The organism is Acidovorax sp. GW821-FHT09B03 (assembly GCF_059418305.1).
This window is the reverse complement of record NZ_JBWKPP010000002.1, coordinates 618,227-644,495: the sequence shown is the minus strand read 5'-3', so window position 1 is coordinate 644,495 and position 26,269 is coordinate 618,227. Positions and strand designations below refer to the sequence as shown.

The window sequence follows — 26,269 nt, the reverse complement described above, 5'->3', positions numbered from 1 at the left end:
GGGGGGTGATGCTGTCAGGGCTTGAGGTCGAGGGTGACCTCGCCGAGCTCGCTGCTGCCCTTGGCGCTCAGCTGCTGGGCCTTGGCGGCGGGCCAGGTGAAGGGGATCGTCACCAGTTCGCGGCCGCCGACCTCGCGCGAGGCCTCGACCACCAGCTTGTAGCTGCCGGCGGGCAGCGTGGCCAGTTGCTTGGTGCCTTCGTTGAAGGCCACCTGGTGCTTGCCCACGGGGCGCGTGGGGCTGGTCACGCCGTCGATGGGCACGGCCAGGTCACGACCAGTGCGGCGCCACCATTGGCGCAGGTCCTTGAGCCACTTGGCGCCCTCGTCGTTCTTCATCTTCACGTCGTACCAGACGGCCAGGGTGGAGGCCACCGAGTTGTCGGCACGCTCGACCCACATCGCCACGTAAGGGCGGTGGTACTCGGCCACGTCCAGGCGCGGGATCTCCACGCCCACGCCCAGTCCGGCCGCGAAGGCCGGGGCCCCCAGGCAGGCGCCCAGCGCCATGCTGTAGCGCAGGTGCAAATGCTTCGTCACAGGCATTTTTCGTTTCTTTCGGTTCAGTGGATAAACAGGAGCGCCAGCACCACCGGTATCACCAGCCCCATGCCCACCATGGGCCAGGTGAAGGGGCGGTTGCCCGCGTGCATCTTGAGGATGAACAGGCCGGTGACGGTGAACACCAGGCAGGCGGCGGCGAAGATGTCGATGAACCAGCTCCAGGCAGCGCCCGTGTTGCGGCCCTTGTGCAGGTCGTTGAGGTAGGAGATCCAGCCGCGGTCGGTGCGCTCATACTCGGCCTCGCCGTCGGCCAGGTTCACGCGCAGCCAGGCATCGCCGCCGGGGCGCGGCAGCGAGACATAGATCTCATCGGCCGACCATTCGGCCTCGCGCCCCGCCGCGTCCACCGACCACTGTGTGCGCGCCCAATCCTGCAGCGCGGCAGGCAGCGGCCCACGGTCCTTGGGCGGTGGCGGTGCGGCCTTGAGCGTGGTGAGCAGCGCATCGGGCAGCGTGGCCTGCTGGCTCACCACCCTGGGCTTGGCCTCGATCTGCCCGGCATGGTTGAGCGTGAAACCGGTCACCGCGAACAGCAGCATGCCGATGAGGCACATGGCCGAGCTGACCCAATGCCATTCGTGCAGCGTCTTGAGCCAGTATGACCGGCGCCGGTTGTCCTGTGGTTTGTTCATTCCTGGAGGGGTACGCGCGGATTGCCTTGCAGGAAGACGGGTGCGCCAGATGCGAAGCCGACATTCTAGTTTCAGAGAATGACAACCATTTGCATTTGCACAATCTTTACCTTGAGAAGTCAAGGGATTGGCTGGACTCCAGCTGACCTCACGGGCCGTCTTGGAATGAAACAAAACAAGAATAGTTATCATTCCTATGCTTTTCATTTCCGGTCGCCACGCGGCGGACACCGCCGCTCTATCCCCATGTCCTTCCCGCACGCGCTGACCGAACTCTACGTACAGCACCACGGCTGGCTGCGCAGCTGGCTGCAGCGGCGCCTGGGCCATGCGGGCGATGCGGCCGACTTCGCCCAGGACACCTACCTGCGCGTGATCGAGTCGCGCACCGTGCTGGCCGACATCCGCGAGCCGCGCGCCTTCCTGACCACCGTGGCCAAGCGCGTGGTGGCCAACCACCTGCGCCACCGCGAGATCGAGCGCGCCTACCTCGAAACGCTGGCCCACATGCCCCAGCCCCTGGCGCCCTCGCCCGAGGACCGCGCCATCGTGCTCGAGACGCTGCAGGAGATCGACGCCATCCTCGACGGCCTGCCGCCCAAGGTGCGCACCGCCTTCCTCTGGGCGCAGCTCGACGGCATGCCCTATGCCGAGATTGCCGAGCGCATGGGCGTTTCGCTCAGCTCGGTCAAGCATTACATGGCGCGCGCCATACGGCACTGCTACTTTCCAGGGGCGGGCACATGAGCGCCCCCCCGCCGCCGCACACCGGCACAGCCCTGCCCGCCCCCGTCGTGGATGCCGCGGTGCAATGGCTGGTGCACCTGTGGTCCGGCACGGCCACGGCCGAGAGCCGGGCCGACTGGCAACGCTGGCGCGCCGCCCACCCGCAGCACGAGCAGGCCTGGCAGCAGATCGAGGCCACCGACACGCGCCTGCGCGGACGCAGCACGGCCGGCATGGTGACGGCCGCCACCGCTGTGAGCACGCTGGCCGGCCCCGCATCGCCGCGCCGGCGCCATGCGCTGCGCGGCATCGGCGGCCTGGCCGCCGGGGGTATTGCCGCCTGGCTGGGCTACGAACAGCTGCCCTGGCGCGGCTGGGGGGCCGACCTGCGCACGGCCCGGGGCGAGCAGCGCAGCACCACCCTGCCGGACGGCACGCGCATCGTGCTCAACACCGGCAGTGCGCTGGACGTGCGCTACACCGCGGGCCTGCGCCGCCTGCACCTGCGCGAGGGCGAGGTACTCGTCACCACAGCGCACGACGGTGCCGCCCAACCGCCCCGCCCGTTCGTGGTGGACACGCCCGCTGGGCACATCCGCGCGCTGGGGACCCGCTTCACCGTGCGGCACGACGGTGGGGCCAGCGAGGTCGCCGTGTATGAAGGCGCAGTGGAGCTGAGCCCCCTGGACAGGCCGGACGCCACCGTGCGCGTCGATGCCGGCCAGTCGGCGCGGCTCACCCCCCGTGCCGCCACCGCACCCACCGCGGGCCCGGTGGAACCCGCCTGGCCCGAAGGTGTACTGGTGGCCTCCGACATGCGGCTGGCGGACTTCGCGGCCGAATTGCAGCGCTACCGCGGCGGCATGGTCAGCGTGGCGCCCGAGGTGGCACACCTGCGCCTGTCGGGCGTGTTCCCGCTGGCAGACACGGACCGCATCCTGCAGTCACTGGCCCAGGTGCTGCCCGTGGAAGTGCGCATCCCCGTGCGCTACTGGGTGCGCATAGGCGCCCCGCCGCACGGCCGGGGTTGAGCCCGGCATCGGACGCTGCTTTTTTTTGCACCGGGTCTGTACCTTTCACGCGCTCGCGTGACAAGGGAGGGAATAGCGCATTTCTTTCCTCTCACCTTCCATCCGACCACCATGCCCACCGCACCCCGGCACCCCGCTGCCCGCCCGACCGCCTGCCCGACCCTCTTCACCCTGCGCCCCACGGCCGTGCTGGCGGCCACGCTGGCCAGCGCACTGCTCGCCAGCGTGGCCCTGCCCGCCCCTGCGCAGGCGCAGCAGCAGGCCGCGCAGGCCAACCGCAGCACCAGCTACGGCATCCCCGCCGGCCCGCTGGAGCCCGCGCTCACGGCCTTTGCCAAGGCCTCGGGGGTGCTGCTGGCCTACACGCCGGACCTGGTGCTGGGCCGCAGCAGCCCGGGCCTGCAGGGCAGCCACACACCGGCCCAGGCGCTGGCCGCCCTGCTGGTGGGTACCGGCCTGCAGGCTGTGGTGGCCGACAACGGCACCTATACCCTGCGCCGAGCCCCCATCCCCTCATCCAGTGCCGCCGGTGCGGCAGCACCCGCCGGCAGCGTCACCCTGTCCGAAGTGCGCGTGACGGCCGAGGCACCGCGCAGCGATGCCACCACCGAGGGCACGGGCAGCTACACCGCGCGCGGGCCCAGCGGCACCGCCACGGGCCTGGCACTGTCGCTGCGCGAAACACCGCAGTCCGTCAGCGTGATGACGCGCCAGCGCATGGACGACTTCCAGCTGGAAACGCTGACCGACGTGATGGAGCAGACGCCCGGCATCAGCACCTACCGCCAGGGCAACGCCACCGACTTCCAGGCGCGCGGCTCCAGCGTCAACCTGCAGACCGATGGCGTGCGCCAGCTCACCAGCGGCTGGTACTACTTCACCAGCACCATGTTCGCGCTGGACGACATGGCCGAGATCGACCGCATCGAGGTGCTCAAGGGCTCCTCGGGCCTGGTCAATGGGTATGGCAGCGCGGGCGCCACCGTCAACATGGTGCGCAAGCGGCCCACGGCCGAGTTCCAGGCACACGTGGGCGCCAGCGCCGGCAGCTGGAACACCCTGCGCAGCGACGTCGACGTGAGTGGCCCGCTCAACGCCAGCGGCAGCCTGCGCGGGCGCATCGTGGCCTCGGCATCGGACGCCGATTCGTTCCGCGATCATGAGAAGAGCAACAGCCAGATGCTGTTCGGCGCGCTGGAGGCGGACATCGCGCCCCAGACCACCGTCAACGGCGGCTTCACCTTGCGCCGGCGCGAGCTGCGCGGCATGGGCAGCACCCAGCCCATCCAGCGCACCACCAGCACGGGCGAGGCCGTGGCCTGGTTGCCGCGCTCCTTCAACCCCGGCGCGCCCTGGGCCGGCTACGAGCAGGAATCGCTCAATGTCTTCGGCAGCGTGGAGCACCGCTTTGCCTCCGACTGGTCGGCCAAGCTGCAGTTCTCGCACCAGAGCGTGCAGATGGACGACATGCTGCTGGGCTACCTGTACGACCGCAAAAGCATCGCCACCGCGCCCTACCAGGACATCGACAACCGCAACTGGACGGTGAACCTGGATGTGAAGGGCCCCATCGAGCTCTTCGGCCGCAAGCATGAGCTGCTGATGGGTGCGGGCACGGCGCGCTACCGCGGCGAAATGCAGACCAGCAACAGCGTGCGCGTGCCGCTCACCAGCCTGGGCCTGGCCTACGCCGATGGCGGCGCGCAGATTCCCACGCCCGACTGGAGCCGCTACACCTATGGCGCCAACCTGTTCTCGCGCAAGCAGCACTACGCCTATGCGGCAGGGCGCTTTCACCTGGCCGACCCGCTCAAGCTGATCACCGGCGTGCGCGTGACCGACTATGCGCAGCGCGACACCACGCCCTTCTGGTGGAACTACGACCTCAAGGAACACGGCGTGGTCACGCCCTATGCGGGCCTGGTGTTCGACGTGCAACCGAATGTCTCGCTGTACGGCAGCACCACCAACATCTTCGAGGCGCAGAGCGGCCAGGACGAGCAGGGCCGCGCCCTGCCGCCCGAGAAAGGCGTGACCTACGAAGTCGGCGCCAAGGGCGAGTTCTTCGACAAGCGCCTGAACGCCAGCATCAGCCACTTCTGGATGAAGACCGACAACACCGCAGAGGAAACCGGCAACCTCACCCCATCGGGCGACATGGCCTACCGCGCCGTGACAGGAGCCACGCGGCGCGGGTGGGAGGTCGAGCTTTCCGGCGAGATCGCCAAGGGCTGGCAAGCCCAGGGCAGCTACGTGACGCAAAGCAGCAGCCTGACCAGTGCCAGCCAGCACCCCAGGCACCAGTTCAAGCTGGGCACCACCTACCGCCTGGGAGGCAGCGCGCTGCAGGGCCTGACGGTGGGCGCGGCCACGCGCTGGCAAAGCGAGACGTCCACCCGCAACGACGCCGCGGCGCTGTCGCAGAAGTCCTACTGGCTGGTGGACCTGATGGCCCGCTACCAGGTGAACCGCCACCTGAGCGTGGGCGCCAACATCAACAACCTGTTCGACAAGAAGTATCTCTCGGGCGTCACCAACTTCGGCAGCCTGCACTACACCTGGGGCGCGCCGCGCAGCTTCAACCTCAATATGCGCTACACGTTCTGAGGCAGCAGCGCACGGTGGCGGGCGCCGATCAGTCCATGGTCACGTGCGCGTTCTTCACCACCTGGGCCATGCGCGCCAGCTCGCTGCGCATGAAGGCGGCGGAGACCTCGGGCGTGCTGAGCCTGATCTCGTAGCCCTGGGCGATCAGCGCATCGCGCGCCTCGGGCATGGCCAGGGCATTCCTGAAGCCGGTGACCAGGCGTGCCACCTCGGCCTTGGGGATGCCGGCCGGCGCCACGGCGGCGATCCAGCCGTCGAGTTCGTAGCGCGGCAGACCTTGCTCGGCGATGGTGGGCACATCGGGCAGCGAGGGCACGCGCGTGGCCGTGCTCACGCCCAGGGCACGCAGCGTGCCGGCCTTGATGTGCGCGGCCGCCGGTGCCACCGCCACCACGCCGAGCTGCACCTGCCCCCCCAGGATGTCGTTCATCAGCGGGCCCATGCCCTTGTACGGGATGTGCTTGATATCGAGCTGCGCCTGTTCCACAAACATGGCTGCACCCAGGTGCAGGATGGTGCCATTGCCCGACGAGCCGTAGTTGAGGACTCCCGGCTTGGCCTTGGCCAGCGCGATCAGCTCCTTCACGTTCTTCGCCGGCACTGCCGGGTGCGCCACCAGCACGAAGGGCGTGGCGCCGATGATGGTGAGGGGCGTGATGTCCTCGATGGAGTCGAAGGGGATGTTCTTGTAGACGCTGGGGTTGACCACATGGTTGTTGGACACCACGCCGATCACCGAACCGTCCTTGGGCGCGCGCACCAGCTGCGTGGTGCCGGTGATGCCGCCAGCACCGGGCAGGTTCTCGATCACCACCGGCTGCCCCAGTGCCTTGGCCAGGCTGGTGCTGATGGCCCGGATGGCACCGTCCGCGCCCGAGCCGGCCGACAGCGGCAGGATGATGCGCAGGGGCTTATCGCCCAACTGGGCCAGCGCGAGGCCGGGGACCGCGAGGGTTGCAGCGCCCCAGGCCAGGGCGCGGCGGCGGGAGTGCGTGGGTGTCGATGGCATGGTCTTGTCTCCAGAAATGTGAGGACCACCCGGGACACGCAGACTGCCGCCGCGTTCAGGCCCGAGCGGGAGCGGGAAAAAATCAAGCCACGGCGGCGGCTTCCTGAAGAGCCTGCACCTGGGCCGGCGTGTAGCCCAGGCCGGCGAGCAGTTCGGCCGTGTGCTGGCCCAGCCGAGGTGGGTCGGCGCGTACGGGCAGGCGCTGGCCATCCAGGCGCAGCGGCAAGAGGGTCACGCGCGCCGTGCTGCCGGCACGCTCGCCGTCGGGCAGCGTGATGTCGGCCAGGCCGCCAGTCGCGTTCAGGTGCGGGTCGTCGAACAGCTGCTCGGGCCGCATGATGGGCGCGAACGGCAGGCCGTGGCGCTCGAAGATGGCCGACAGCTCCTCGGCCGTGTGCAGCGCCAGGCGCTGGCGCAGCTCGGGCAGCAGCGTGGCGCGGGCGCGCACGCGGTCGTTGTTGCTGGCCAGGCCGGCGTCGGTCTTGAGGTCGGCATAGCCCATGGCGTCGCAGAAGGTGGTCCACTGCGCATCGCTCACGGCGGCCAGGAATATCTGCCCGCCGTCCTTCACGCTGAACACGTCGTACACGGCCCACGAGGAAATGCGGTCGGGCATGGGTGCGGCGGGTTGGCCCGTGACGGCGTACTGCATCATGTGCTGGCCGACCAGGAAGACATTGTTCTCGAACAACGCCGAATCGACCTCCTGGCCGCGCCCCGTGGCCGCGCGCTGCATCAGTGCCGCCATGGCGCCGATGGCGCCGAACATGCCGCCCATGATGTCGTTGACGCTGGTGCCCGCGCGCAGCGGATCGCCCGGGCGCCCGGTCATGTAGGCCAGGCCACCCATCATCTGCACCACCTCGTCGAGGGCCGTGCGGTGCTCGTACGGTCCGGGCAGGAAGCCCGCGTGGTTCACATACACCAGGCGCTCGTTCAGGCGCGACAGGGCGGTGTAGTCGAGCCCGTACTTGGCCATCACGCCGGGCTTGAAGTTCTGCGCCACCACGTCGGCCGACGAGGCCAGGCGGATCGCCACCTCCAGCCCCTCGGGCTTGCGCAGGTCCAGCGCAATGCTCTTCTTGTTGCGGTTGAACATCGGGAAGAAGCCGGCACCGGCGCCCAGCAGGTGGCGCGTGCGGTCCCCATCCACCGGCTCGACCTTGATGACCTCGGCCCCCAGGTCGGCCAGCACCATGCCACAGGTGGGGCCCATGACCATGTGGGTGAACTCCACCACGCGCAGGCCGGCCAGGGGCAATGCGGCAGGGGCGGATGAAGACGGGGAGGCGGCAGTGTGGTTCAGGAAAGCATTCATGGGGCAGGACGATAAACGGTTCAGGCCAGTGCGGGTGCCACCTGCGGCAAGTGACTGTGGGGCAACCCGGCCTGCCACAGCGTGCCGTGCAAGGTCTCGCCGGCGAGCCAGCCCGCCACCCGCTGGCGCAGGGCGAGCAGCGCGGCCACGTCGAGACCGGTGGCCACACCCATGCGTTCGAGCATGAAGGCCAGGTCTTCGGTGGTGACGTTGCCGCTGGCACCCGGCGCGTGCGGGCAGCCGCCGATGCCGGCCAGGCAGGCATCGAAGCGGGTGATGCCCGTCTGCCAGGCCGCGTACGCATTGGCCAGGCCCATGCCGCGCGTGTCGTGGAAGTGCGCGCAGGCCAGGCGTTCGCCCACCAGGGCCCGGGCCTTCTCGAACAGGCGCTGCACGCCCGCCGGATCGGCATAGCCCACGGTGTCGGCCAGGCTCACGCGGTCGGCACCGGCGTCGAGCAGGGCCTGCAGGAGGCGCAGCACCTCGCTCTCGGCCACCTCGCCCTGCAGGGTGCAGCCAAAGGCCGTGCCCACGCCGCCTTCGATCAGGGTGCTGCTGCCCGCGGCATCGCGTGCGGCACGGATGCGTGCCACCTCGGCCACCACCTCGTCGGGCGTCTTGCGCAGGTTGGCCAGGCTGTGCGCGTGGCTGGCCGACAGCGGCACCACCATCAGGTGGGCACCGCACCCGATGGCACGCTCGGCCCCCCGGAGGTTGGGCACCAGCACCGAGGCCGTGAGGTCCGGCAGCGTGAGCGCATGCGCCAGCACCTCGGCCGTATCGGCCAGCTGGGGCAAGAGGCGTGCAGGCACGAAGGAGCCGACCTCGATCTCGCGCTGGCCGGCCGCATAGGCGGCGTCCAGCCATTCGATCTTGTGCGCGGTGGAGACGATGGTGGCAATGCTCTGCAGGCCATCGCGCAGGCCGACCTCGCGGAGGATGGCGGTGGTGGGCTGGGGGTTCACGGTGTTTCTCGCGGTGGTCATGGGGTGGGTGAATTTTAAAAATTCCATGACGCCACATGAACTCAATTTAGGAACACCTAAAATTCCTGATCGGAATATCTGAACCCTGACCGCATGCGACCGCTCGACCTGCAAACGCTCAAACTCTTCGTGGCCGTCTGCGAGCACCGCAACATTGCGCGTGCGGCCGAGCAGGAGTCCATCGTCGGCTCGGCCGTGAGCAAGCGGCTGGCGCAACTCGAAGACACGGTGGGCACGCCGCTCTTGGTACGCAAGCGCCACGGCATGGCACCCACACCGGCGGGCGAGACCCTGCTCGAGCATGCGCGCGCCATGCTCGCCAGCGTGGGCCGGATCGAGCGCGACATGGCCGCCTTTGCGACCGGCATCAAGGGCCATGTGCGCGTGCTGGCCACGGCCTCGGTGATGGCCGAGTCGCTGGCCGAAGACGTGGCCGCCTTTCTGCAGGACCCGGCGCACCGCGACATCCAGATCAGCATGGAGGAGCGCGTGAGCCCCGACGTGGTGCGCGGCATCCGCGAGGGCAGCGCCTCCATCGGCATCTGCTGGGACGCGGCCGACCTCACGGGCCTGGCCACCTGCAGCTACCGGCATGACCACCTGGCCATCGTGGCCCATGCCAGCCACCCGGTGGCGCAGCAGGCGAGCGTGCGCTTCGCCGACGTGCTGGGGCACGAATTCGTGAGCATGCCGGCGCTGAGCGCCGTGCAGCTGCTGCTGACCCGCGCCGCCGCCGTGGAGGGCAAGGCCCTGGCGCACCGGGTACAGGTCTCCAACTTCGACGCCGCGCTGCGCGTGGTGCGCGCCAACCTGGCTATCAGCGTGGTGCCGCGCGAGGTGGCAGCGCCCTTCGCCGAAACCGCGCCGGTGCGCATCGTCGACCTGTCCGATCCCTGGGCCGACCGGCGCTTTGCCCTGTGCTGGCGCGGGCCGGACGCCCTCACCCCGGCCGCCCGCCTGCTGGTGGACCACCTGGCGGCACGTGCTTAGGGGCTTGCCGGCCGGCGCGCGACCAGGGAGTACATCAGCGGCATGCGCGCCATGCCCGGCGGCATGCCCCAGCGCCGCCCGCCCAGGTCCTGCATGTCCTCGAAGGCGCACCAGCCGTTCATGTACGGGTATTCCTCCAGTGCCTCGATCCGCAGGCCCGCGCCCAGCAACGCCGCCACCACGCGGCCGATGCCCCAGGCGAACTCGTGGCTGGGGTGGGGGTTGGAGAAGGCCTCGGGCGCTCCCGACCCCTCCCCTTCGCGCGCCTGCTGGGTCTCGCCCACATAGTCGCCCACGCCGGCCTCGGGCACCGGCGCGTCGTTGAAGTAGTCGTAGCGGGGCCGCCATTGCGGGTCGAACACCAGGGCCGCGGGGTGGAATTCCACAAAGACGAAGCGCCCGCCCGGGCGCAGCGCCCCGGCAATGCCGCGCGCCCAGCGCGCCAGGTCCGACAGCCAGCAGATGGTGCCGTAGGAGCTGAACACGGTGTCGAAAGCCCCGCCCGGCCCTTGCGCAGCCGCCAGCCCGTCGAAGTAGTCGTACACATCCGAGCGCACGAACCCGGCGGCGATGCCGCTGGCCTCGGACAGCGCCCGTGCAAAGGCAATCGCCTCGTCCGAGATGTCCACGCCGGTCACCCGCGCGCCCAGGCGGGCGAGGCCCAGGCTGTCCTGCCCCGCATTGCACTGCAGGTGCAGCACGGCCTGGCCGTGCAGATCGCCCAGCAGCGCGATCTCCTCGGGGAACAGCGGCGAGCCGCCGGCCCGGAAAAACGCGGCCTGGTCGCCCTTGTGGCGGTTGTGGGCACGGGTGGCTGCGTTCCAGGACAACCGGTTGGCCTCGTGCAGGTGCTTGTATTCCATGGATTCCTCGCTAGGCGACATGCCCGACGGCCGGAATGCTACCCGTTCCGCCCCGCCGTGGCAGTGCCGCAACACTTCGCAAAAAAGGCCCCTGGTTAATGGGGTTTGCGTATATCAGTGCTGCATTCAGAGCTATTAAACTTGTAGCAAAATCGTTTCCAAGCTATATTCGCAGCGTCTTGCGGGCAGTGTCCGGCGGGCCGCCACTGTTTTCCATACACACCGCGCGAGGAGAAGCTTGCATGAGCTCCAAGGAAAATTTCGCCATCAACCAGCTGTTCGAGCGGCTGGAATGCCGCTATGCGCTGCGTGTGCTCTGGGCCCTGCGTGACGGACACCCCCAGACCTTCCGCCTGCTGCAGGACAGCGTGGGCGGCATCACCCCCAACACGCTCAACACCCGCATCAAGGAGCTGCGCGAGGCCGGCCTGGTCGACCACGGCAGCGACGGCTACACCGTCACCCCCTCGGGCACCGACCTGCTCAAGCGCCTGAGCGACGTGCAGGCCTTTGCCACGCGCTGGGTGGCCAGCCGGGTCAAGAAGCCTGCCGCGTAAAATCGGGCGCACCTTTCAACCGGCAGTGACCGATTGCGCCGCAACGGCCCCCTGCTCTCCCTCCACAAGCCAACAAGGATTTTCATGGCGCTCACCACCACCGCATCCGGCCTGCAGTACGAAGACACCACCGTGGGCGACGGCGCAGAAGCCACCAAGGGCCAGAACGTATCGGTGCACTACACCGGCTGGCTCTACAACAACGGCGAACAAGGCGCCAAGTTCGACTCCAGCCGCGACCGCAACGACCCCTTCGAGTTCTCGCTGGGTGCCGGCATGGTCATCAAGGGCTGGGACGAAGGCGTGCAGGGCATGAAGATCGGCGGCCAGCGCACGCTGATCATCCCCGCAGCCCTGGGCTACGGTGCCCGCGGCGCCGGCGGCGTGATCCCGCCGAACGCCACGCTCAAGTTCGACGTGGAACTGCTCAAGGTCGGCCGCTGATTTCAGCGCCCCCTGGCAACAACGACAAAGCGGCCCACGGGCCGCTTTTTTCATGGCCGGGCGAAATGGACGTCAGTCAAACAGGGCCTTGTCCAGCCGCGCGAACTTGGCATCGCCCACAGCCTCGCGGATCTTGGGGGCCAGTGCGGCCAGGTCCGAAAAGCTGCCCACCCCCTCCACCGCCAGGTTCAGGCGAAAGCCCCGAAGGCCGAGGCCGGCCGTGAGCTCCGTCGCGATGGGATAGGCGTCCTTGTAGCGCTGCTGCTCGGAGCGCCCACTGCCCTGGATGGCCTCCATCGCCACCGTGGCCTCGAACGAGGTGCTGGACGCAGCGGCGGCAGCCGCGGCTGCCACGGCCTGCCCGCTCCCCTTGGCGGCGGCTGCAGCAGCCACCGCGGCCCCGGCGCCGCTGCTCGACAGCGGCTCCAGCAGGCCCTGGGCAATCATGGCCTGGACATCGTCCTGCGTGATGCCCATGGCCGCCGTGGCCGCCAGCACCTCGCCCGTGGAGCGCTTGCCATCGAACATGATGAAGGCAGAACGCTGCCGCGAGGTCAACCCACCATGGCGGTCCTTGAGCGCTTCCTGCCCCGCCTGCGTCTTGACCAGAACCATGTATCCCCCCCGTTATTGAAATGGCCCACTGTGGGCTGCATGCGGCTGCCGGGCACTCACCAGGCTCGCCGTGCAGCATGGGTTACAGGGTGTCACGTTTGGGGCCGCTTGAGAAGTCGGGTTTTTCCATGTCCCTTCAGGCGGTACCGATTTGCACCGCCTCGGGCGCAGCCGGGAGGCCCTGTTACATCTCCGACCGGACGCGCGGCAGCTGCGGCGCGGGCCGCGTGACGCGGCTGACCACCAGCGCCACCAGCAAGCCCATCGGCACCCCGAACACCCCGGCCGAGATCGGCTGGATGCCGAACCACAGCCCGTCGGCCAGCAGCCAGGCCGGCAGCAGCGCCTTCAAGGCCACCACGTGCGAGAGCATGTAGTACACCGCCACCCCGAGGCCCGAGAGCATGCCCGCCACGGCCCCCTGGCGCGTGGTGCCGCGCCAGAAGATCCCGAGCACCATGACCGGCACGAAGGCCGATGCCGCGAGCGAGAACGAGGCCGAGACCATGGGCAGGATCTCGGCCGGCTTGAGCGCCGCCACGAAGGCCGCCGACAGCGCCACCGCCAGCAGCGCGAACTTGGTCAGGATCACGCGCTGCTCGGGCGAGGCCTCGCGGTCCGAGCCCTGGAAATACAGGTCGCGCACCAGCGCGTTGCTGATGGTGAGCAGCAGCCCGTCCGCCGTGGACAGCGCTGCCGCCAGCCCGCCCGCCGCCACCAGGCCCGAGACCACATAGGGCAGACCACCGAGCTCGGGCGTGGCCAGCATGATGAGGTCGGCCCCCAGGCGGATCTCGCCGAACTGCACGATGCCGTCGCCATTGACGTCCTCGATCGACAGCAGCGAGGCATCCACCCGCGCCCACTGCGCCATCCAGTTGGGCAGCGCCTCGAAGCTGCTGCCCACCAGGTTGTGCATGACCTCGAACTTCACCAGCACCGCGAGCGCGGGCGCACTCAGGTACAGGAGGGCAATGAAGAACAGCGACCAGCCCACCGAGGCCCGCGCCCCCGACACCGTGGGCGAGGTGTAGTAGCGCGTGAGCAGATGCGGCAGCCCGGCCGTGCCCACCATCAGGCAGAACATCAGCGCCATGAAGTTGCGCCGGCTCAGGTCGAACTCGCGCTGCTCCTCGGGCGTGCCGTCGGGGTCGCCGGCAAAGGCCTGGCTGTGCTGCGGCAGGCCGCCCAGGGGGCGTGCGCGCTCGTTGTTCTCGTGCATCTCGCGCGTCCAGCGCTCGCGCGCGGCGGCCGGGTCGCGCGGCAGCGCCGCCAGGTCGCGGCTGGCCAGCACGATCAGGCCCACGTCGGCGTTCTGCGCACGCAGCGTGCGGATGCGTTCGCGGCCCTTCTCGCGTTCGCGCTCCAGGGCCGCCTCCACGTCCTTCAGGCGCTCCTCGAACTCCTGCGCGCGCAGGCGGTAGACCTGCACCACCTGCTGCTCGGCGGGCGAGTCGAGCAGTTGCGCCTCCAGGTCGGCGATCTTGGTGATCTGCGTGCCATACACCAGGGGCGCCAGCGGGCTGCCCAGTTGCTTGTAGGCCAGCCAGGACACGGGGATCAGAAAGGCCAGCAGCAGCACCACGTACTGCGCCACCTGCGTCCAGGTGATGGCGCGCATGCCGCCCAGGAACGAGCACAGCAGCACCCCGCCCAGGCCGAGCATGATGCCGATCTCGAACTGCACGCCGGTCAGGCGCGAGGCGATCAGCCCCACGCCGTAGATCTGCGCCACCACGTACGTGAACGAGCACAGCACCGCGGCCAACGCCGCAATCACGCGCGGCCAGCGGCCGCCAAAGCGCACGTGGAAGAAATCGGGCACGGTGTACAGGCCCATGGCGCGCAGGTGCGGTGCGATCAGCATCGCCACCAGGCAAAAGCCGCCCGTCCAGCCCAGCAGGTAGGCCAGGCCGCCGGGCTGGCCGGGCGTGCCCGCAAAGCCCTGCAGGTACAGCGCGCCCGAGAGGCTGATGAACGAGGCCGCGCTCATCCAGTCGGCTGCGGCCGCCATGCCGTTGTACATGGGCGGGATGCGCCGCCCGGCCACGTAGTACTCCTCGGGGTCCGAGGTGCGGCCATAGACGCCGATGCCGGCGTACACCATGACGGTGAGGAACAGGAAGATCGGCCCGATCCAGTGGCGCGACAGCCCCTGGTGCTCGGCCCAGATCATCAGGGCCAGAAAGCCGAACACCCCGGCGATGTACAGCGCCAGGATGCGGTGCAGGCGCCAGGAATAGGCCCTCTCGACGGCACTGGTTCCCATCCCCGGCCCGGCGCCGGAGGGGGATGCGCCCGCAGAGCCGCCTTCTTGCCTGCGCATGGCGTCAGGCCGCGTCCAGTGGTTGGCCGTCCTCGGCAGCCCGGGCGGCCGCGGCCTGCTCCAGCAGGCGGCGCTCCTCGTCCTGGCGCTCGAAGCGGTTCATGGCCCAGGCGTAGGCCACCACGATGGCAATGAACACCAGCACCGCGCCCTGGGCCTCGATCCAGTAGCCCAGCGGCCAGCCGCCAGCCACCAGGAACTGCAGGTCGCGCGCAAAGTAGGTGGCCACGAAGGACACCAGCACCCAGATCAGCAACAACCCGGCCTTGAGCCACAGGTGGCTCACGTCGTGCAGGTCGGGCGGAAAAGGGCCTGCGAGCTCGGGCTCGACAGGCTTGGTGGGGGAGCGGGGCAGCACGGGCATCGGGTCAGCCAGGATGGCGCTGAGATGCCCGTGCGCGCAAGGCCTCAGCCTGCGGCCAGCTGCTGCCAGGTGGCCATCACGCTGTCGGGGTTCAGCGAGATGGAGGAGATGCCCTCGGCAGCCAGCCACTGCGCGAAGTCAGGGTGGTCGCTGGGGCCCTGGCCGCAGATACCGATGTACTTGCCCTGGGCCAGGCAGGCCTTGATGGCCTGGTGAATCAGCGCCAGCACGGCAGGGTCGCGCTCGTCGAAGTCGTGCGCCAGCAGTTCCAGGCCCGAGTCGCGGTCCAGGCCCAGGGTGAGCTGGGTCAGGTCGTTGGAGCCGATGGAGAAGCCGTCGAAAAACTCCAGGAAGCGCTCGGCCAGGATGGCGTTGCTCGGCACCTCGCACATCATGATGACCTTGAGGTCGTCCTTGCCGCGCTGCAGGCCGTGCTGGGCCAGCAGTTGCGTCACGCGTTCGGCCTGGCCCAGGGTGCGCACGAAGGGCACCATCACCTGCACATTGGTCAGGCCCATCTCGTTGCGCACGCGCTTCAAGGCTTCGCACTCCATGGCGAAGGCCTCGCCGAAGTCGGCGCTCAGGTAGCGCGCTGCACCGCGGAAGCCCAGCATCGGGTTCTCTTCCTCGGGCTCGTAGCGGCTGCCGCCGATGAGCTTGCGGTACTCATTGCTCTTGAAGTCCGACAGGCGCACGATCACCGGCTTGGGGTAGAACGCCGCAGCGATGGTGGCCACGCCTTCGGCGACCTTGTCCACGTAGAAGGCGCGCGGGCTCGCATGGCCGCGGGCCACCGACTCCACGGCCTTCTTCAGGTCGGCATCGATCTGCGGGTAGTCCAGGATGGCCTTGGGGTGCACGCCGATGTTGTTGTTGATGATGAACTCGAGCCGCGCCAGGCCCACGCCCTCATTGGGCAGCTGGCAGAAGTCGAAGGCCAGCTGGGGGTTGCCCACGTTCATCATGACCTTGGTCTTGATGCTCGGCATCTCGCCGCGCTGCACCTCGGTGATCTCGGTTTCCAGCAGGCCGTCGTAGATGCGGCCGGTGTCGCCTTCGGAGCAGCTCACGGTGACCAGGGTGCCGTCCTTGAGCAGCTCGGTCGCGTCACCGCAGCCCACCACGGCCGGGATGCCCAGCTCGCGCGCGATGATGGCGGCGTGGCAGGTGCGCCCGCCGCGGTTGGTGACGATGGCGCTGGCGCGCTTCATCACCGGCTCCCAGTTGGGGTCGGTCATGTCGGTCACCAGCACGTCGCCGGGCTGGACCTTGTCCATCTCGGAGATGTTGTGCACCAGGCGCACGGGGCCGGTGCCGATCTTCTGGCCGATGGCGCGGCCTTCGGCCAGCACGGTGCCCTGGCCCTTGAGCTTGTAGCGCATCTCGGCCTGGCCCTTGGACTGGCTCTTCACCGTCTCGGGGCGGGCCTGCAGGATGTAGAGCAGGCCGTCGGTGCCGTCCTTGCCCCATTCGATGTCCATCGGGCGGCCATAGTGCTGCTCGATCACCAGCGCGTAATGCGCCAGCTGCTGCACGTCGGCGTCGCTCAGCGAGTAGCGGTTGCGCTGCTCGGTGGGCACGTCGGTGGTCTTGACCAGCTTGCCCGACGCGGCCTTTTCCTCGGCGGTGGAGAACACCATCTGCACCAGCTTGCTGCCCAGGTTGCGGCGGATCACGGCCTTCTTGCCGGCCTTGAGGGTGGGCTTGTGCACGTAGAACTCGTCCGGGTTCACGGCGCCCTGCACCACGGTCTCGCCCAGGCCGTAGCTGCTGGTGATGAAAACCACCTCTTCGAAGCCCGACTCGGTGTCGATGGTGAACATCACGCCCGCAGCGCCCAGGTCCGAGCGCACCATGCGCTGCACGCCGGCCGACAGGGCCACCACGTCGTGCGCGAAGCCCTTGTGCACGCGGTAGGAGATGGCACGGTCGTTGTACAGGGAGGCGAAGACCTCCTTCATCTTGTGCAGCACGTCGTCGATGCCGACCACGTTCAGGAAGGTCTCCTGCTGGCCGGCGAACGAGGCGTCGGGCAAATCCTCGGCCGTGGCGGACGAGCGCACGGCAAAGCTGGCCTGCGGGTTGCCTGCGGACAGGGTGGCGAAGGCTTCGCCGATGGCTTTTTGCAGGTCGGCCGGGAAGGGCTGGGCCTCGACCAGGGCACGGATTTCTGCACCCACGCGGGCCAGGGCGCGCACGTCCTCGGTGTCCAGGCTGGCGAGCTTGGCGCTGATCTTGTCGGCCAGGCCGTCGTGGGCCAGGAATTCGCGGAAGGCGTGTGCCGTGGTGGCAAAGCCGGTCGGGACGCGCACGCCCTCGGGCAATTGGGAGATCATTTCGCCGAGGGAGGCGTTTTTACCGCCCACCGACTCGACATCGGTCATTCTCAGGTTTTCAAACGGTACGACCAGGGCGGTCGGGCTGAAAAGTGCAGACATGGGAAAGCTCCAGAAGTTGAAACCGGGTCGTCTGCGCGCCCGCCCCTACCAAGGGGCACCGTGGGGCGAGCGGCCATGCACAGGCTCATCAGGCTTTGTCGTTGTGGTTGTGTGCCGACGGCGTGCATGGTTGAGAAATTTGGATAATTGACACAATTGTAGGCCTGCCGCGCCCGGAACATGCAGGAACCTGCTTACGATGCCTGTAGTCCCGGCACCACGACTTCCTCACCAACGACCCTGCACCATGCACACGCGCACCGTATTCTTCGTCTCGGACGGCACCGGCATCACCGCGGAAACCTTCGGCAACGCCATCCTGGCCCAGTTCGAGATGAAACCGCGCCATGTGCGCCTGCCCTTCATCGACAGCGTGGACAAGGCGCACCAGACGGTGCGCCAGATCAACCACACGGCCGAGATCGAGGGCAAGAAGCCCATCGTCTTCACCACGCTGGTCAACATGGAGGTGCTGCGCGTCATCCAGGAAGGCTGCAAGGGCATGCTCCTGGACATGTTCGGCACCTTCGTGCACCCGCTGGAAGAGGAGCTGGGCATCAAGTCCCACCACCGCGTGGGCCGCTTCTCGGACGTGAGCCGCAGCAAGGAATACACCGACCGCATCGAGGCCATCAACTTCAGCCTGGCGCACGACGACGGCCAGAGCAACCGCGACCTGGCCGGTGCCGACGTGATCCTGGTGGGCGTGAGCCGCAGCGGCAAGACCCCCACCAGCCTCTACCTGGCCATGCAGTACGGCATGAAAGCCGCCAACTACCCGCTGATCCCCGAGGATTTCGAGCGCCGCCAGCTGCCGCCCGCGCTGGAGCCGCACCGCAAGAAGATCTTCGGCCTGACCATCCAGCCCGAGCGCCTATCCGAGATCCGCAACGAGCGGCGCCCCAACTCCAAGTACGCCGACCTGGTCAACTGCCGCAACGAGGTGGCCGATGCCGAGGCCATGATGCGCCGCGCGGGCATCCGCTGGCTGTCCACCACCACCAAGTCGATCGAGGAGATCGCCACGACGATCCTGCAGGAGATCCGGCCGGAACGCCTGGAATACTGATCTGACGGCTAACCCCAGGTATCCGTCCAGGCCTTGAACCGGGTCGCCACGGCGGGCGGGTTCAGACGGGCCACCCACTGGTTCAGAACCTCGGCAGGCTCGTCGCCATCCGACACGGCCACCTGCAGCATCAGCGATTCGCGGGCGAACGCCGGGTCTTCGCGGCGCAGGCGTTCCAGCACCTGGACCATGGTTTCGAGCAGTTGCGCGCGAAAGGCGGTGAAGGCGGCATCGCCACCCTCGTCCGGCAGCGCCAGCACATGCTCACGCACCAGCGTGCACAGGTCATTGAAGGCGCCGTTGGCGCCCTCGCCCTCCAGGGGCCATTCCGAGGAACTGTAGCGGTAGTAGCCGGCATCGTCCGGGTGGCGCTCGGTGAGCTCGCGCACCTGCGATTCGGTGATCAGGGCCGGGCAGACGGTCATGGCGCCGTCATCGGTGTACAGGGTGAAGGCGCACACCGGATCGCCGGGGCCACAGCGCCCGGAGATATCGGCCAGGGCGGCACGGCTGGCCTGGGCGATGCCCTCGGCCAGCGCGGCGAAATCAAAGTCGGTGGAAGCAGGCATGCCGGCATGGTAGGCCAGGCATGCGCCGCACGCAGTGCATGCCGATGCGCCGGGCGCCACTTCCGTGACGGATTGCGCACCGGCTGGCGTGGGTGTCTGCTTACTTCAGCGCAAAACGCAGGTTCGCGGGCTTCTTGCCCGGCAAGGTCACCAACGCCACCACCTTGGTGCCGGCCGCCACCTTGAACGTGCCCTTGGCTTCGAGCCGGCCCTCGCCGGCCGGCACCAACACGGCCTCGGACTTTTCGGTGCCGTTGAGCAGCGTGAGCTTGGCGCCCACGCCCTGCGAACTGGCTGGCTTGCCATGGTCGCGCAGGTGCAGGGTGATCACGTCAGGCCGCGCCACCAGCTCGTAGTCCATGTCGTGGGTGCCGGCCACGATGCCGCCATGCTGCGGCTTGTGGTCGTCGCCATGGCTGTGGTCGCCGGCCGCGAAGGCGGCGCCCGAAACGGCCAGCGCCAGCGCGGCCAGGAGATGCTTGCTTGTCATGGAGGTCCTTTCAAGGGTTGGGGGAACGGAGAGAAAAAAGGTCAGAACGCCTCGGCGCTCCGGTCGTCGAGCAGGCGCTCGGCATCGCGGCGGCCGAACAGCCAGAACAGGGCCGGGGTGAGGAAGGTGTCGAGCAGGGTCGAGCTGATCAGGCCCGAGAAGATCACCACCGCCACCGGGTGCAATATCTCGGTGCCGGGGCGCTCGGCCTCCAGCAGCAGCGGCGCCAGCGCGAAGGCTGTGACCAGGGCGGTCATGAGCACGGGGGAGAGCCGCTCCAGCGAGCCGCGCACGATCATCGCGGTGTCGAAGTTCTCGCCCTCCACGCGCATCAGGTTCAGGTAGTGGCTGACCTTCAGGATGCCGTTGCGCACCGAGATGCCGGCCAGCGTGATGAAGCCGATCAGCGCAGCCACCGACAGCGGCTGCCCCGAGATCCACAGCCCCAGTACCGCGCCCACCAGCGCCAGCGGGATGTTGGCCATGATCAGCGCCGACAGCGTGGCCGAGCGGTAGCGCGTGTACAGCACCACGAACATCAGCACCAGCGAGACCACGGCCAGCATGCCCACCAGGCGGCTGGCCTCCTCCTGTGCCTGGAACTGGCCGCCCAGGGTGATGAAGTAGCCGTCGGGCAGGCGCGTCTCGCCCACCACCTTGCGGATGTCGGCCACCACGTCGGACAGCGCCCTGCCCTGCGCATTGGCCGAGAGCACGATGCGGCGCTTGCCATCGTCGCGGCTGATCTGGTTGGGGCCGTCGCCGTCCTCGATGCTGGCCAGGCGCGACAGCGGCACGCGCCCGCGCGGCGTCTCGATCATGATCTGCGCCAGGCCTTCAAGCGAGCGCGCACTCTCCGGCAGGCGCACCACCAGCGCAAAGCGGCGGCTGCCCTCCACGATCTGCGTGAGCTTCTCGCCCTCCACCAGGCCCTGCAGCGTGGCCAGCACCTGCGCTGCGGGCACGCCGTACTGGGCGGCCGCGGCGTGGTCCACGCGCACGGTGATCTGCGGTGCAAGCACCTGCTTTTCCACCTCCAGGTCGGCTAGGCCGTCGATGCTGGCCAGGCGCGCGCGCAGCGCATCGGCCTGGCCGCGCAGGGTATCGAGGTCCTCGCCGAAAAGCTTGATCGCGATCTGCGAACGCACCCCCGAGAGCATGTGGTCGATGCGGTGCGAGATCGGCTGGCCGATGGCGATGGCCGCCGGCATCTGCGCCAGGCGGCTGCGGATGTCGGCCTGCACCTCGGCCATGCTGCGTTTCAGCTCGGCCGCAGGCAGCAGGCCCACGTCGAGCTCGCTCACGTGCACGCCCTCGGCATGTTCGTCGAGTTCGGCCCGGCCACTGCGCCGGCCCACGTGCGTGACCTCGGGCACCTGGCGCACCAGCACCTCGGCCTGGCTGGCCAGGGCGGTCGACTCGGCCAGCGTCACGCCCGGGTTCAGGCGCATGCCGATGAGCAGCGTGCCCTCGTTGAAGGGCGGCAAAAAGGTGGTCGGAAAGAACGGCACCGCCGCCACCGACAGCACCACCGCCACGGCGCTCACCGCCATGGCGGCACGCGGGCGCGCCAGCACCCGGGTGAGCCCGCCGCGGTAGCGCGCCTTGAGCCAGGCCACCACGCGCGTGTCGCCATGGTCCAGGTTCTTCATGCGCGGCAGCAGGTAGAACGCCAGCACCGGCGTGACCGTGACCGACACCAGCAGCGACGCGATCGTGGAGACGATGAAGGCGATGCCCAGGGGCACGAACAGCCGTCCCTCGATGCCCGGCAGCGCGAACAGCGGCAGGAACACGAGCACGATGATAGCCGTGGCGTAGAGGATGCCCGAGCGCACTTCCATCGATGCGAGCTTGACCACCTCCAGCGGGTGCAGCCGGTGCTGGGGGTGCCGGGCGCGGTCCATCTTCAGGCGGCGCAGCACGTTCTCCACGTCCACCACCGCGTCGTCCACCAGGCCTCCGATGGCGATGGCCAGCCCCCCCAGCGTCATGGTGTTGATCGACAGGCCGAAGTACTTGAACACCAGCGCCGTGATGAAGATCGACACCGGAATGGCCGTGAGCGCGATCACCGTGGGCCTGAGCGTCCCGAGGAACACGAACAAAATCACCGCCACGAACACCGAGGCGCCCATGAGCTTGCCCTGCAGGGTGGTGACCGAGGCCTCGATGAAGCTCGCCTGGCGGAAGGTGACGCGCGGCGTTTCCATGCCCGCGGGCAGCGACTTCTTCAGTTCGCCCAGTGCCGCCTCGATGCTGCGCGTGAGCGCGATGGTGTCGGCCGTGGGCTGCTTCTGGATACCGAGGATCACGGCGGGCTTGCCCTCGAAGCCCGCGTCGCCGCGCTTGAGGGCTGCGGCGAAGGTCACCTCGGCCACCTGGCGCAGCAGCACCGGCTGGCCGCTCTTCGCGGTGAGGGCCAGGTTCTGCAGGTCTTCCAGGCGCGAGGTGCGGCCCAGGTGGCGGATCAGGTACTCGCGCCCGTTGAGCTCCAGGAAGCCCCCCGAGGTATTGGCCGAGAATCCCTTGAGCGCGCCTGTGAGCTGGTCGTGCGTGATGCCCAGCTCGGCCATGCGCGCCGTCTGCGGCTGCACCTGGAACTGGCGCACCTCACCGCCGATGGGGATCACCTGCGCCACGCCGGCAATCGCCAGCAGGCGCGGGCGCAGCACCCAGTCGGCATACTCGCGCACGGCCATGGGCGTGGTGCGCTGCACGTCGATGGGGATCGCCACCTGCATGATCTCGCCCATGATGGAGCTGATGGGCCCCATGCGCGGCGTGACGCCCACGGGCAGCCCCTCCTCCATGGACGACAGGCGCTCGGACACCATCTGCCGCGCGCGGAAGATGTCCGTGCTCCAGTCGAATGTGACGTAGATGAAGGACAGGCCCGCGCTGGAGGTGGAGCGCACGCTCTCCACGCCGGGCAGGCCGTTCATGGTCGTCTCCAGCGGGAAGGTGATGAGCTGCTCCACCTCCTCGGCGGCCATGCCGCCGGCCTCGGTCATCAGCGTGACCGTGGGCTTGTTGAGGTCGGGGAACACGTCCACCGGCGTGCGCGAGAGCGTGAAGGCGCCATAAGCCATGAGCACGCCGGCCGCGATAAGCACCAGCAGCCGGTTGGCCAGGCTGTTTTCGAGGAGCCACTTGAACATTGCGGCTCCCTCAGCGGACCTGGTTGATCAGCGTGGCGCCCTGCGTGGCCACGCGGTCCCCGGCCTTGAGGCCCGAGGTCACGGCCACCGAGCTGCCGTCGAGCGCCACGAAGGTGACCACGCGCGGCACGAAGCGCTCGGGCGACTCCTTGACCCAGACGATGGTCTGGTTCGCGGGGTTGCGCAGCAGCGAAGCCACGGGCACCTGCACGCCAGCGGCCTGCTCGGTGGACTGCACGAACACGCGCACGGGCTGGCCCAGGGCCAAAGTGCCGAGCACGGCCGAGTTACCGGCAAACTGCAGCGGCAATGCCTGCTCGCGCAGGCTGCGCGCCGCCCCGAGGAAGCGCAGCGGCACGCGCTGCCCGCCCACGGCCAGCGCGGCGCCGGCCACGCTGTGGGCCTGGGCCGTGTCGTAGGCCAGGGCCTCCACGCGCAGGCGCGCCGGGTCCACCACCTCGAACAGCAGCTCGCGCGCATCCACCACCTGGCCCGCCACGGCATTGGCCGAGGCGATCACGCCCGAGACCGGTGCCACCAGCGCATCGCGCGTGGACAGGCCGGCACCCACCGCGCCCAGGCGCTGGGTGAAGCTGTGCAGCTCGCTCTCGGCCGCCTCGATCTCCTTGCGCGGCACGGTGTCGGCCAGCTCTTTCAGGCGCGCCACGCGCCGTGCCGCCAGGTCGCGCGCCGCGCGCAGCTCGGCCTGCTGGGCCAGTTGGTTGGAGCGCTCGATGGCGCCCGCCGTGGGCACCACATAGGCCAGCACCTCGCCCTTGCGCACCGCCTGGCCCACACCGGGCAGGCCCTTGGGCCCGGCCTCCAGCCGGCCGGCCAGCGCGGCCTGCACCTTGCCACCGGCATTCGGGTCCATGACCACCGTGCCGGCCAGCTCGAAGGCCTTGGCATGGCGGCCTTCGGCCGCCACCAGGGTGCGCACGCCGAGCTGGCGCTGCGCGGGCTTGGGCAGAAACACGCTGCCATCGGGCTGGCGCTTGGGGCCATTGCCGTCGGCGGCCGCAGGGGCATCGCCATGGTCATGGCCTTCGCCGGCCCCAGCGCCCAGCGGGGCGTACAGGCCGGCGGCCAGCAGCAAGGCCGCCAGGGTGCGCGTTGCAATGCAATGCTTCATGCTGCACCTCCCACGCGGGCGGTGCGGCCACGGCGCAGGCCCCACACGGCGGCCAAGGCCGCCAGCACGGCAGCGACAACGCCCGCCACCCAAGCCTTGCGCCGGCCTGTGGGCTCGGCAGCGGCATGTGCGTCGGCATGCACGTCGATCTCGCCGGCCAGCAGGTCGGTCTCGGAGCCGGCCACCACGGTGGCGGTGACGGGGCTCATGCCCTCGGCCAGCGGTGCCGCCAGCGCGGCCTGGAACTCGCCGTCCGCCACGCGGGTCACGGGCACGCGGGTGCCGGCAATGTCCAGCTCCAGCTGCGCCTCCTTCACGGGGCTGTTGTCGCCCGCATGGTCGAGGTAGAGCGCGAGCTGCTTGCCATCGAGCACGCCAACCAGCTCGAACAGGTCGGAGGTGGCGGCAAAGCGTGGCAGGGACGTGCCGGCCGCAGCGGCGGGTGCTGCGCCATCGTCGCCATGGGCATGGGCCCACAGGGGCGTGAACCCCAGCACCAGGGCCAGGCCCAGGGCGGTAAAGAAAGAAGGGAATTGCATGGTGGTCACAAAAATGGGTTCGGGGGAGGCGGGGCGCTCACTGCGGCAACAGGCCCAGGGCCTGGCGCAAGGTGGAGACGGCGGCGGAAGCATCGATGCGGGCACGCGCGAGCTGCCGCTCGGCCTGCACGGCTTCGAGTTCCACGCGCAGGCGCGTGGGCCAGTCGGCCTCGCCCAGGCGGAAGGCCTTGTCGATGAAACCGCGCGTGTCACGCGCCAGTGCCGCATGGCGGGCCATGGCCTCGCGCTGGGCCTGGGTGGCCTTCACACGCGCCGTGGCAGCGGCCACGTCGGCAGCCAGCCGGTCCTGCTCGACGCGGGCGCGCACTTCGGCGCCGAGTGCGTCGGCGCGTGCGGCGGCCTCCTTGGCGCGCGCACGGTCGCCGCCGCCCAGGGGCACGCGCACGCCGACGGTGAAGCTTTGCAGGTAGCGCTCGCCCGATTGCTCGCGCCCGCGCGTGGCAGCCACGGTCAGCTCGGGGTTGGCGCGGGTATGTACGGCGGCCAGGTCGGCGGCGCGGCGCGCCACCTCGGCCTGGTCCTGCCAGTCGGCGACGGCCGGGTGGTCGGCGGGCAGGCCGGCCGCGGGCAAGGCTTCCGCCTCGGGCTCTGCAGCGTCGGCCAGCACCTCCTTGCCGCCCCAGGCCGCCAGGGCCGCCTGCGCGACGTCGCGTGCCCCCCTGGCTTCGGCCACGGCGGCTTCGGCCTGGGCCACGGCACCCTCGGCCTGGGTCTGGTCGGCACGCGCCATGTCGCCGGCATTGAAACGACGCGCCACGTCGGCTGCGAGCTGCTGCGCGCTCTGCAGCCGGTCCTGCGCCAGGCCCAGCTCGGCCTGCGCACGCTGCAGCGCCCACCAGGCCTCGCGCACGCTGGCGGCCAGCTGCAGCTGGGCGGCCAGGCGGCGGCTCTCCACGGCCTTGATCTCGGCATCGCCCAGCGCGGCCTTGCGTGCGCGCTCGCCAGGCAGCCACAGCGGCAGGGCCACGCCCAGCTCGACCTCGCGGCTGCCCTGGTTGCTGCCGGGCCGGTCGGTCTTGGTGGACAGCTCCAGCGCCGCAGGTTCGGCCGTCCAGGACGCCGCGCCGCTGCGCGCGGCCTGCGCCGACTCGCGCCGCAGCGCGGCCGACTGCGCCTCGGGCTGGCGCTCCCAGGCCCTGTCGAACAAGGCCTTGAGCGTGAGCGTGAGCGGTGGCGGTGGCGGTGCCGGTGGCGACTGGGCCAGTGCGGCACTGCCGGCCAGTGCCCACGCCAGGGCGACCACGGCCGCCATGCGCAACTGTGGGGTGTGATTCGTTCTTCTCGTTCGTTGCATCCGATTCCTCTGCAGTGGCCGGGGGCCACGGGGTTGAAATCGGCAAGGCACGACACCCGGCACGCACGCGCGCACCGCGGCTGCCCACCAGGGCAGCGTGGAATCGTCAGGAAGGGGCTACCCGCAGCCCGCCTCGCCGCTCAGGCGAGGACGGACCAGTTGGGGCGTTCGGGGCGGGAAAGCGGGGGGTGCACCCAGGCCGGTGCCATCTGGGGCGCTGGACGGCCCACCGAGACCACGATGGCCTGGGCGCTGGCGCTCAAGGCCATGCCGCTGCCCACGCCGTGGCAGGCATGGCAGTCCATGTCCGCCGTGCCGGAGGTGGCGAGGCCCTTGTGGTCCGGTGTTTCGCTCGCCAGGGAAGGCGCTGCATGCGCGCCATCGGCCTGGTGCTCGTGCACGTGGTGGCCGAAGTGCGATGCCTGCGGCGCTGCCTCGTGCCCGCAGTACGGCGATGCCGCGGCCCAGATGGACTGGAGCGGCATGAACAGCAGCAAAAAGACAAGGAGCAGGCGGCGCATGGTG

Annotated in this window: 24 protein-coding genes; 7 read left to right on the top strand and 17 right to left on the bottom strand. The window is 69.4% G+C overall.

Going from position 1 to position 26,269, the window contains the following annotated elements; translation table 11 throughout:
- Positions 1-14: 14 nt before the first annotated feature.
- Entirely contained in the window at positions 15-545 is a 531-nt protein-coding gene (locus tag AC07PA_RS06260; RefSeq protein WP_494609335.1) for a DUF2271 domain-containing protein, read from the bottom strand.
- Positions 546-562: 17 nt separating this feature from the next.
- Positions 563-1,195 (bottom strand): PepSY-associated TM helix domain-containing protein, encoded by a 633-nt coding sequence (locus AC07PA_RS06255; protein WP_007857687.1) that lies wholly within the window; start codon positions 1,193-1,195, stop codon positions 563-565.
- A 246-nt stretch (positions 1,196-1,441) separates the two neighbouring features.
- Between AC07PA_RS06255 and AC07PA_RS06250 the strand changes: the two genes are divergently transcribed.
- From AC07PA_RS06250 to AC07PA_RS06240, 3 genes are all read left to right on the top strand, one after another.
- Positions 1,442-1,942, top strand: coding sequence for a sigma-70 family RNA polymerase sigma factor (locus AC07PA_RS06250; protein WP_494609334.1), 501 nt, complete (start codon positions 1,442-1,444; stop codon positions 1,940-1,942).
- Positions 1,939-2,952, top strand: a complete 1,014-nt coding sequence (locus tag AC07PA_RS06245) for a FecR domain-containing protein (protein WP_494609333.1) — start codon at positions 1,939-1,941, stop codon at positions 2,950-2,952. Before AC07PA_RS06250 ends, AC07PA_RS06245 begins: the two co-directional genes overlap by 4 nt.
- Before the next feature lie 111 nt (positions 2,953-3,063).
- Entirely contained in the window at positions 3,064-5,559 is a 2,496-nt protein-coding gene (locus tag AC07PA_RS06240; RefSeq protein WP_494609332.1) for a TonB-dependent siderophore receptor, read from the top strand.
- A 28-nt stretch (positions 5,560-5,587) separates the two neighbouring features.
- Here AC07PA_RS06240 and AC07PA_RS06235 read toward each other — a convergent pair whose 3' ends face one another.
- From AC07PA_RS06235 to AC07PA_RS06225, 3 genes are all read right to left on the bottom strand, one after another.
- Positions 5,588-6,568 (bottom strand): tripartite tricarboxylate transporter substrate binding protein, encoded by a 981-nt coding sequence (locus AC07PA_RS06235; protein WP_145697004.1) that lies wholly within the window; start codon positions 6,566-6,568, stop codon positions 5,588-5,590.
- Positions 6,569-6,650: 82 nt separating this feature from the next.
- A complete protein-coding gene (locus AC07PA_RS06230) occupies positions 6,651-7,886 on the bottom strand; it encodes a CaiB/BaiF CoA transferase family protein (RefSeq protein ID WP_494609331.1) in 1,236 nt (411 codons plus the stop codon).
- A 20-nt stretch (positions 7,887-7,906) separates the two neighbouring features.
- Positions 7,907-8,872, bottom strand: coding sequence for a hydroxymethylglutaryl-CoA lyase (locus AC07PA_RS06225; RefSeq protein WP_494609330.1), 966 nt, complete (start codon positions 8,870-8,872; stop codon positions 7,907-7,909).
- A gap of 93 nt (positions 8,873-8,965) precedes the next feature.
- Here AC07PA_RS06225 and AC07PA_RS06220 point away from each other — a divergent pair, with 93 nt between their 5' ends.
- A complete protein-coding gene (locus AC07PA_RS06220) occupies positions 8,966-9,862 on the top strand; it encodes a LysR family transcriptional regulator (protein ID WP_007857695.1) in 897 nt (298 codons plus the stop codon).
- Here the strand turns inward: AC07PA_RS06220 and AC07PA_RS06215 are convergent.
- Positions 9,859-10,725 carry a class I SAM-dependent methyltransferase gene (locus AC07PA_RS06215; protein WP_007857696.1) on the bottom strand — a complete coding sequence of 289 codons (867 nt, stop codon included), beginning with the start codon at positions 10,723-10,725 and terminating at the stop codon, positions 9,859-9,861. The genes AC07PA_RS06220 and AC07PA_RS06215 overlap by 4 nt on opposite strands.
- 242 nt (positions 10,726-10,967) lie before the next feature.
- On the opposite strand from AC07PA_RS06215, the gene AC07PA_RS06210 reads away from it, so the two are divergent.
- Both AC07PA_RS06210 and AC07PA_RS06205 read left to right on the top strand, forming a co-directional pair.
- Positions 10,968-11,282: a winged helix-turn-helix transcriptional regulator gene (locus tag AC07PA_RS06210; RefSeq protein WP_007857697.1), complete on the top strand. Its 315-nt coding sequence runs from the start codon at positions 10,968-10,970 to the stop codon at positions 11,280-11,282.
- 84 nt (positions 11,283-11,366) lie between these two features.
- Positions 11,367-11,726: an FKBP-type peptidyl-prolyl cis-trans isomerase gene (locus tag AC07PA_RS06205; RefSeq protein WP_007857699.1), complete on the top strand. Its 360-nt coding sequence runs from the start codon at positions 11,367-11,369 to the stop codon at positions 11,724-11,726.
- Between the two features lie 72 nt (positions 11,727-11,798).
- Here the strand turns inward: AC07PA_RS06205 and AC07PA_RS06200 are convergent, their stop codons facing one another.
- The 4 genes from AC07PA_RS06200 to ppsA all read right to left on the bottom strand — a co-directional run bounded on the left by AC07PA_RS06200 (position 11,799) and on the right by ppsA (position 17,469).
- Complete coding sequence (locus AC07PA_RS06200; protein WP_108016337.1) at positions 11,799-12,341, bottom strand: hypothetical protein; 543 nt, start codon at positions 12,339-12,341, stop codon at positions 11,799-11,801.
- A gap of 184 nt (positions 12,342-12,525) precedes the next feature.
- Positions 12,526-14,610 (bottom strand): VC_2705 family sodium/solute symporter, encoded by a 2,085-nt coding sequence (locus tag AC07PA_RS06195; protein ID WP_494609329.1) that lies wholly within the window; start codon positions 14,608-14,610, stop codon positions 12,526-12,528.
- A 61-nt stretch (positions 14,611-14,671) separates the two neighbouring features.
- Positions 14,672-15,031 (bottom strand): DUF4212 domain-containing protein, encoded by a 360-nt coding sequence (locus tag AC07PA_RS06190; RefSeq protein ID WP_494609328.1) that lies wholly within the window; start codon positions 15,029-15,031, stop codon positions 14,672-14,674.
- Positions 15,032-15,075: 44 nt separating this feature from the next.
- A complete protein-coding gene (ppsA, locus tag AC07PA_RS06185; protein ID WP_494609327.1) occupies positions 15,076-17,469 on the bottom strand; it encodes a phosphoenolpyruvate synthase in 2,394 nt (797 codons plus the stop codon).
- Positions 17,470-17,716: 247 nt separating this feature from the next.
- On the opposite strand from ppsA, the gene ppsR reads away from it, so the two are divergent.
- The gene (ppsR, locus tag AC07PA_RS06180; RefSeq protein WP_007854708.1) at positions 17,717-18,538 is read left to right on the top strand and encodes a posphoenolpyruvate synthetase regulatory kinase/phosphorylase PpsR; all 822 of its coding nucleotides are present in this window, start codon (positions 17,717-17,719) and stop codon (positions 18,536-18,538) included.
- A gap of 8 nt (positions 18,539-18,546) precedes the next feature.
- On the opposite strand, the gene AC07PA_RS06175 is transcribed toward ppsR, so the two are convergent.
- The 7 genes from AC07PA_RS06175 to AC07PA_RS06145 all read right to left on the bottom strand — a co-directional run bounded on the left by AC07PA_RS06175 (position 18,547) and on the right by AC07PA_RS06145 (position 26,265).
- Positions 18,547-19,107, bottom strand: a complete 561-nt coding sequence (locus tag AC07PA_RS06175) for a DUF4303 domain-containing protein (protein ID WP_145696996.1) — start codon at positions 19,105-19,107, stop codon at positions 18,547-18,549.
- Positions 19,108-19,207: 100 nt separating this feature from the next.
- Complete coding sequence (locus AC07PA_RS06170) at positions 19,208-19,597, bottom strand: hypothetical protein (RefSeq protein WP_494609326.1); 390 nt, start codon at positions 19,595-19,597, stop codon at positions 19,208-19,210.
- A 41-nt stretch (positions 19,598-19,638) separates the two neighbouring features.
- On the bottom strand, positions 19,639-22,758 hold the full coding sequence (locus AC07PA_RS06165) for an efflux RND transporter permease subunit (RefSeq protein ID WP_494609325.1): 3,120 nt from the start codon (positions 22,756-22,758) through the stop codon (positions 19,639-19,641).
- Positions 22,759-22,768: 10 nt separating this feature from the next.
- A complete protein-coding gene (locus AC07PA_RS06160) occupies positions 22,769-23,890 on the bottom strand; it encodes an efflux RND transporter periplasmic adaptor subunit (protein WP_494609323.1) in 1,122 nt (373 codons plus the stop codon).
- Positions 23,887-24,429 carry a hypothetical protein gene (locus AC07PA_RS06155; protein ID WP_494609322.1) on the bottom strand — a complete coding sequence of 181 codons (543 nt, stop codon included), beginning with the start codon at positions 24,427-24,429 and terminating at the stop codon, positions 23,887-23,889. Before AC07PA_RS06155 ends, AC07PA_RS06160 begins: the two co-directional genes overlap by 4 nt.
- Before the next feature lie 37 nt (positions 24,430-24,466).
- Positions 24,467-25,702, bottom strand: coding sequence for a TolC family protein (locus tag AC07PA_RS06150; protein WP_494609321.1), 1,236 nt, complete (start codon positions 25,700-25,702; stop codon positions 24,467-24,469).
- 182 nt (positions 25,703-25,884) lie between these two features.
- Positions 25,885-26,265 carry a hypothetical protein gene (locus tag AC07PA_RS06145; protein ID WP_494609320.1) on the bottom strand — a complete coding sequence of 127 codons (381 nt, stop codon included), beginning with the start codon at positions 26,263-26,265 and terminating at the stop codon, positions 25,885-25,887.
- Positions 26,266-26,269 lie beyond the last annotated feature (4 nt).

What these genes read in the sequence shown, in the direction of transcription:
- AC07PA_RS06250 (WP_494609334.1), top strand. Translation starts at nt 1,442, where the DNA reads ATGTCCTTCCCGCACGCGCTGACCGAACTCTACGTACAGCACCACGGC.
- AC07PA_RS06255 (WP_007857687.1), bottom strand. Translation starts at nt 1,195, where the DNA reads ATGAACAAACCACAGGACAACCGGCGCCGGTCATACTGGCTCAAGACG.
- AC07PA_RS06240 (WP_494609332.1), top strand. Translation starts at nt 3,064, where the DNA reads ATGCCCACCGCACCCCGGCACCCCGCTGCCCGCCCGACCGCCTGCCCG.
- AC07PA_RS06195 (WP_494609329.1), bottom strand. Translation starts at nt 14,610, where the DNA reads ATGGGAACCAGTGCCGTCGAGAGGGCCTATTCCTGGCGCCTGCACCGC.
- AC07PA_RS06175 (WP_145696996.1), bottom strand. Translation starts at nt 19,107, where the DNA reads ATGCCTGCTTCCACCGACTTTGATTTCGCCGCGCTGGCCGAGGGCATC.
- AC07PA_RS06245 (WP_494609333.1), top strand. Translation starts at nt 1,939, where the DNA reads ATGAGCGCCCCCCCGCCGCCGCACACCGGCACAGCCCTGCCCGCCCCC.
- AC07PA_RS06160 (WP_494609323.1), bottom strand. Translation starts at nt 23,890, where the DNA reads ATGAAGCATTGCATTGCAACGCGCACCCTGGCGGCCTTGCTGCTGGCC.
- AC07PA_RS06225 (WP_494609330.1), bottom strand. Translation starts at nt 8,872, where the DNA reads ATGACCACCGCGAGAAACACCGTGAACCCCCAGCCCACCACCGCCATC.
- AC07PA_RS06235 (WP_145697004.1), bottom strand. Translation starts at nt 6,568, where the DNA reads ATGCCATCGACACCCACGCACTCCCGCCGCCGCGCCCTGGCCTGGGGC.
- ppsA (WP_494609327.1), bottom strand. Translation starts at nt 17,469, where the DNA reads ATGTCTGCACTTTTCAGCCCGACCGCCCTGGTCGTACCGTTTGAAAAC.
- AC07PA_RS06220 (WP_007857695.1), top strand. Translation starts at nt 8,966, where the DNA reads ATGCGACCGCTCGACCTGCAAACGCTCAAACTCTTCGTGGCCGTCTGC.
- AC07PA_RS06155 (WP_494609322.1), bottom strand. Translation starts at nt 24,429, where the DNA reads ATGCAATTCCCTTCTTTCTTTACCGCCCTGGGCCTGGCCCTGGTGCTG.
- AC07PA_RS06210 (WP_007857697.1), top strand. Translation starts at nt 10,968, where the DNA reads ATGAGCTCCAAGGAAAATTTCGCCATCAACCAGCTGTTCGAGCGGCTG.
- AC07PA_RS06170 (WP_494609326.1), bottom strand. Translation starts at nt 19,597, where the DNA reads ATGACAAGCAAGCATCTCCTGGCCGCGCTGGCGCTGGCCGTTTCGGGC.
- ppsR (WP_007854708.1), top strand. Translation starts at nt 17,717, where the DNA reads ATGCACACGCGCACCGTATTCTTCGTCTCGGACGGCACCGGCATCACC.
- AC07PA_RS06215 (WP_007857696.1), bottom strand. Translation starts at nt 10,725, where the DNA reads ATGGAATACAAGCACCTGCACGAGGCCAACCGGTTGTCCTGGAACGCA.
- AC07PA_RS06230 (WP_494609331.1), bottom strand. Translation starts at nt 7,886, where the DNA reads ATGAATGCTTTCCTGAACCACACTGCCGCCTCCCCGTCTTCATCCGCC.
- AC07PA_RS06205 (WP_007857699.1), top strand. Translation starts at nt 11,367, where the DNA reads ATGGCGCTCACCACCACCGCATCCGGCCTGCAGTACGAAGACACCACC.
- AC07PA_RS06260 (WP_494609335.1), bottom strand. Translation starts at nt 545, where the DNA reads ATGCCTGTGACGAAGCATTTGCACCTGCGCTACAGCATGGCGCTGGGC.
- AC07PA_RS06200 (WP_108016337.1), bottom strand. Translation starts at nt 12,341, where the DNA reads ATGGTTCTGGTCAAGACGCAGGCGGGGCAGGAAGCGCTCAAGGACCGC.
- AC07PA_RS06190 (WP_494609328.1), bottom strand. Translation starts at nt 15,031, where the DNA reads ATGCCCGTGCTGCCCCGCTCCCCCACCAAGCCTGTCGAGCCCGAGCTC.
- AC07PA_RS06150 (WP_494609321.1), bottom strand. Translation starts at nt 25,702, where the DNA reads ATGGCGGCCGTGGTCGCCCTGGCGTGGGCACTGGCCGGCAGTGCCGCA.
- AC07PA_RS06145 (WP_494609320.1), bottom strand. Translation starts at nt 26,265, where the DNA reads ATGCGCCGCCTGCTCCTTGTCTTTTTGCTGCTGTTCATGCCGCTCCAG.
- AC07PA_RS06165 (WP_494609325.1), bottom strand. Translation starts at nt 22,758, where the DNA reads ATGTTCAAGTGGCTCCTCGAAAACAGCCTGGCCAACCGGCTGCTGGTG.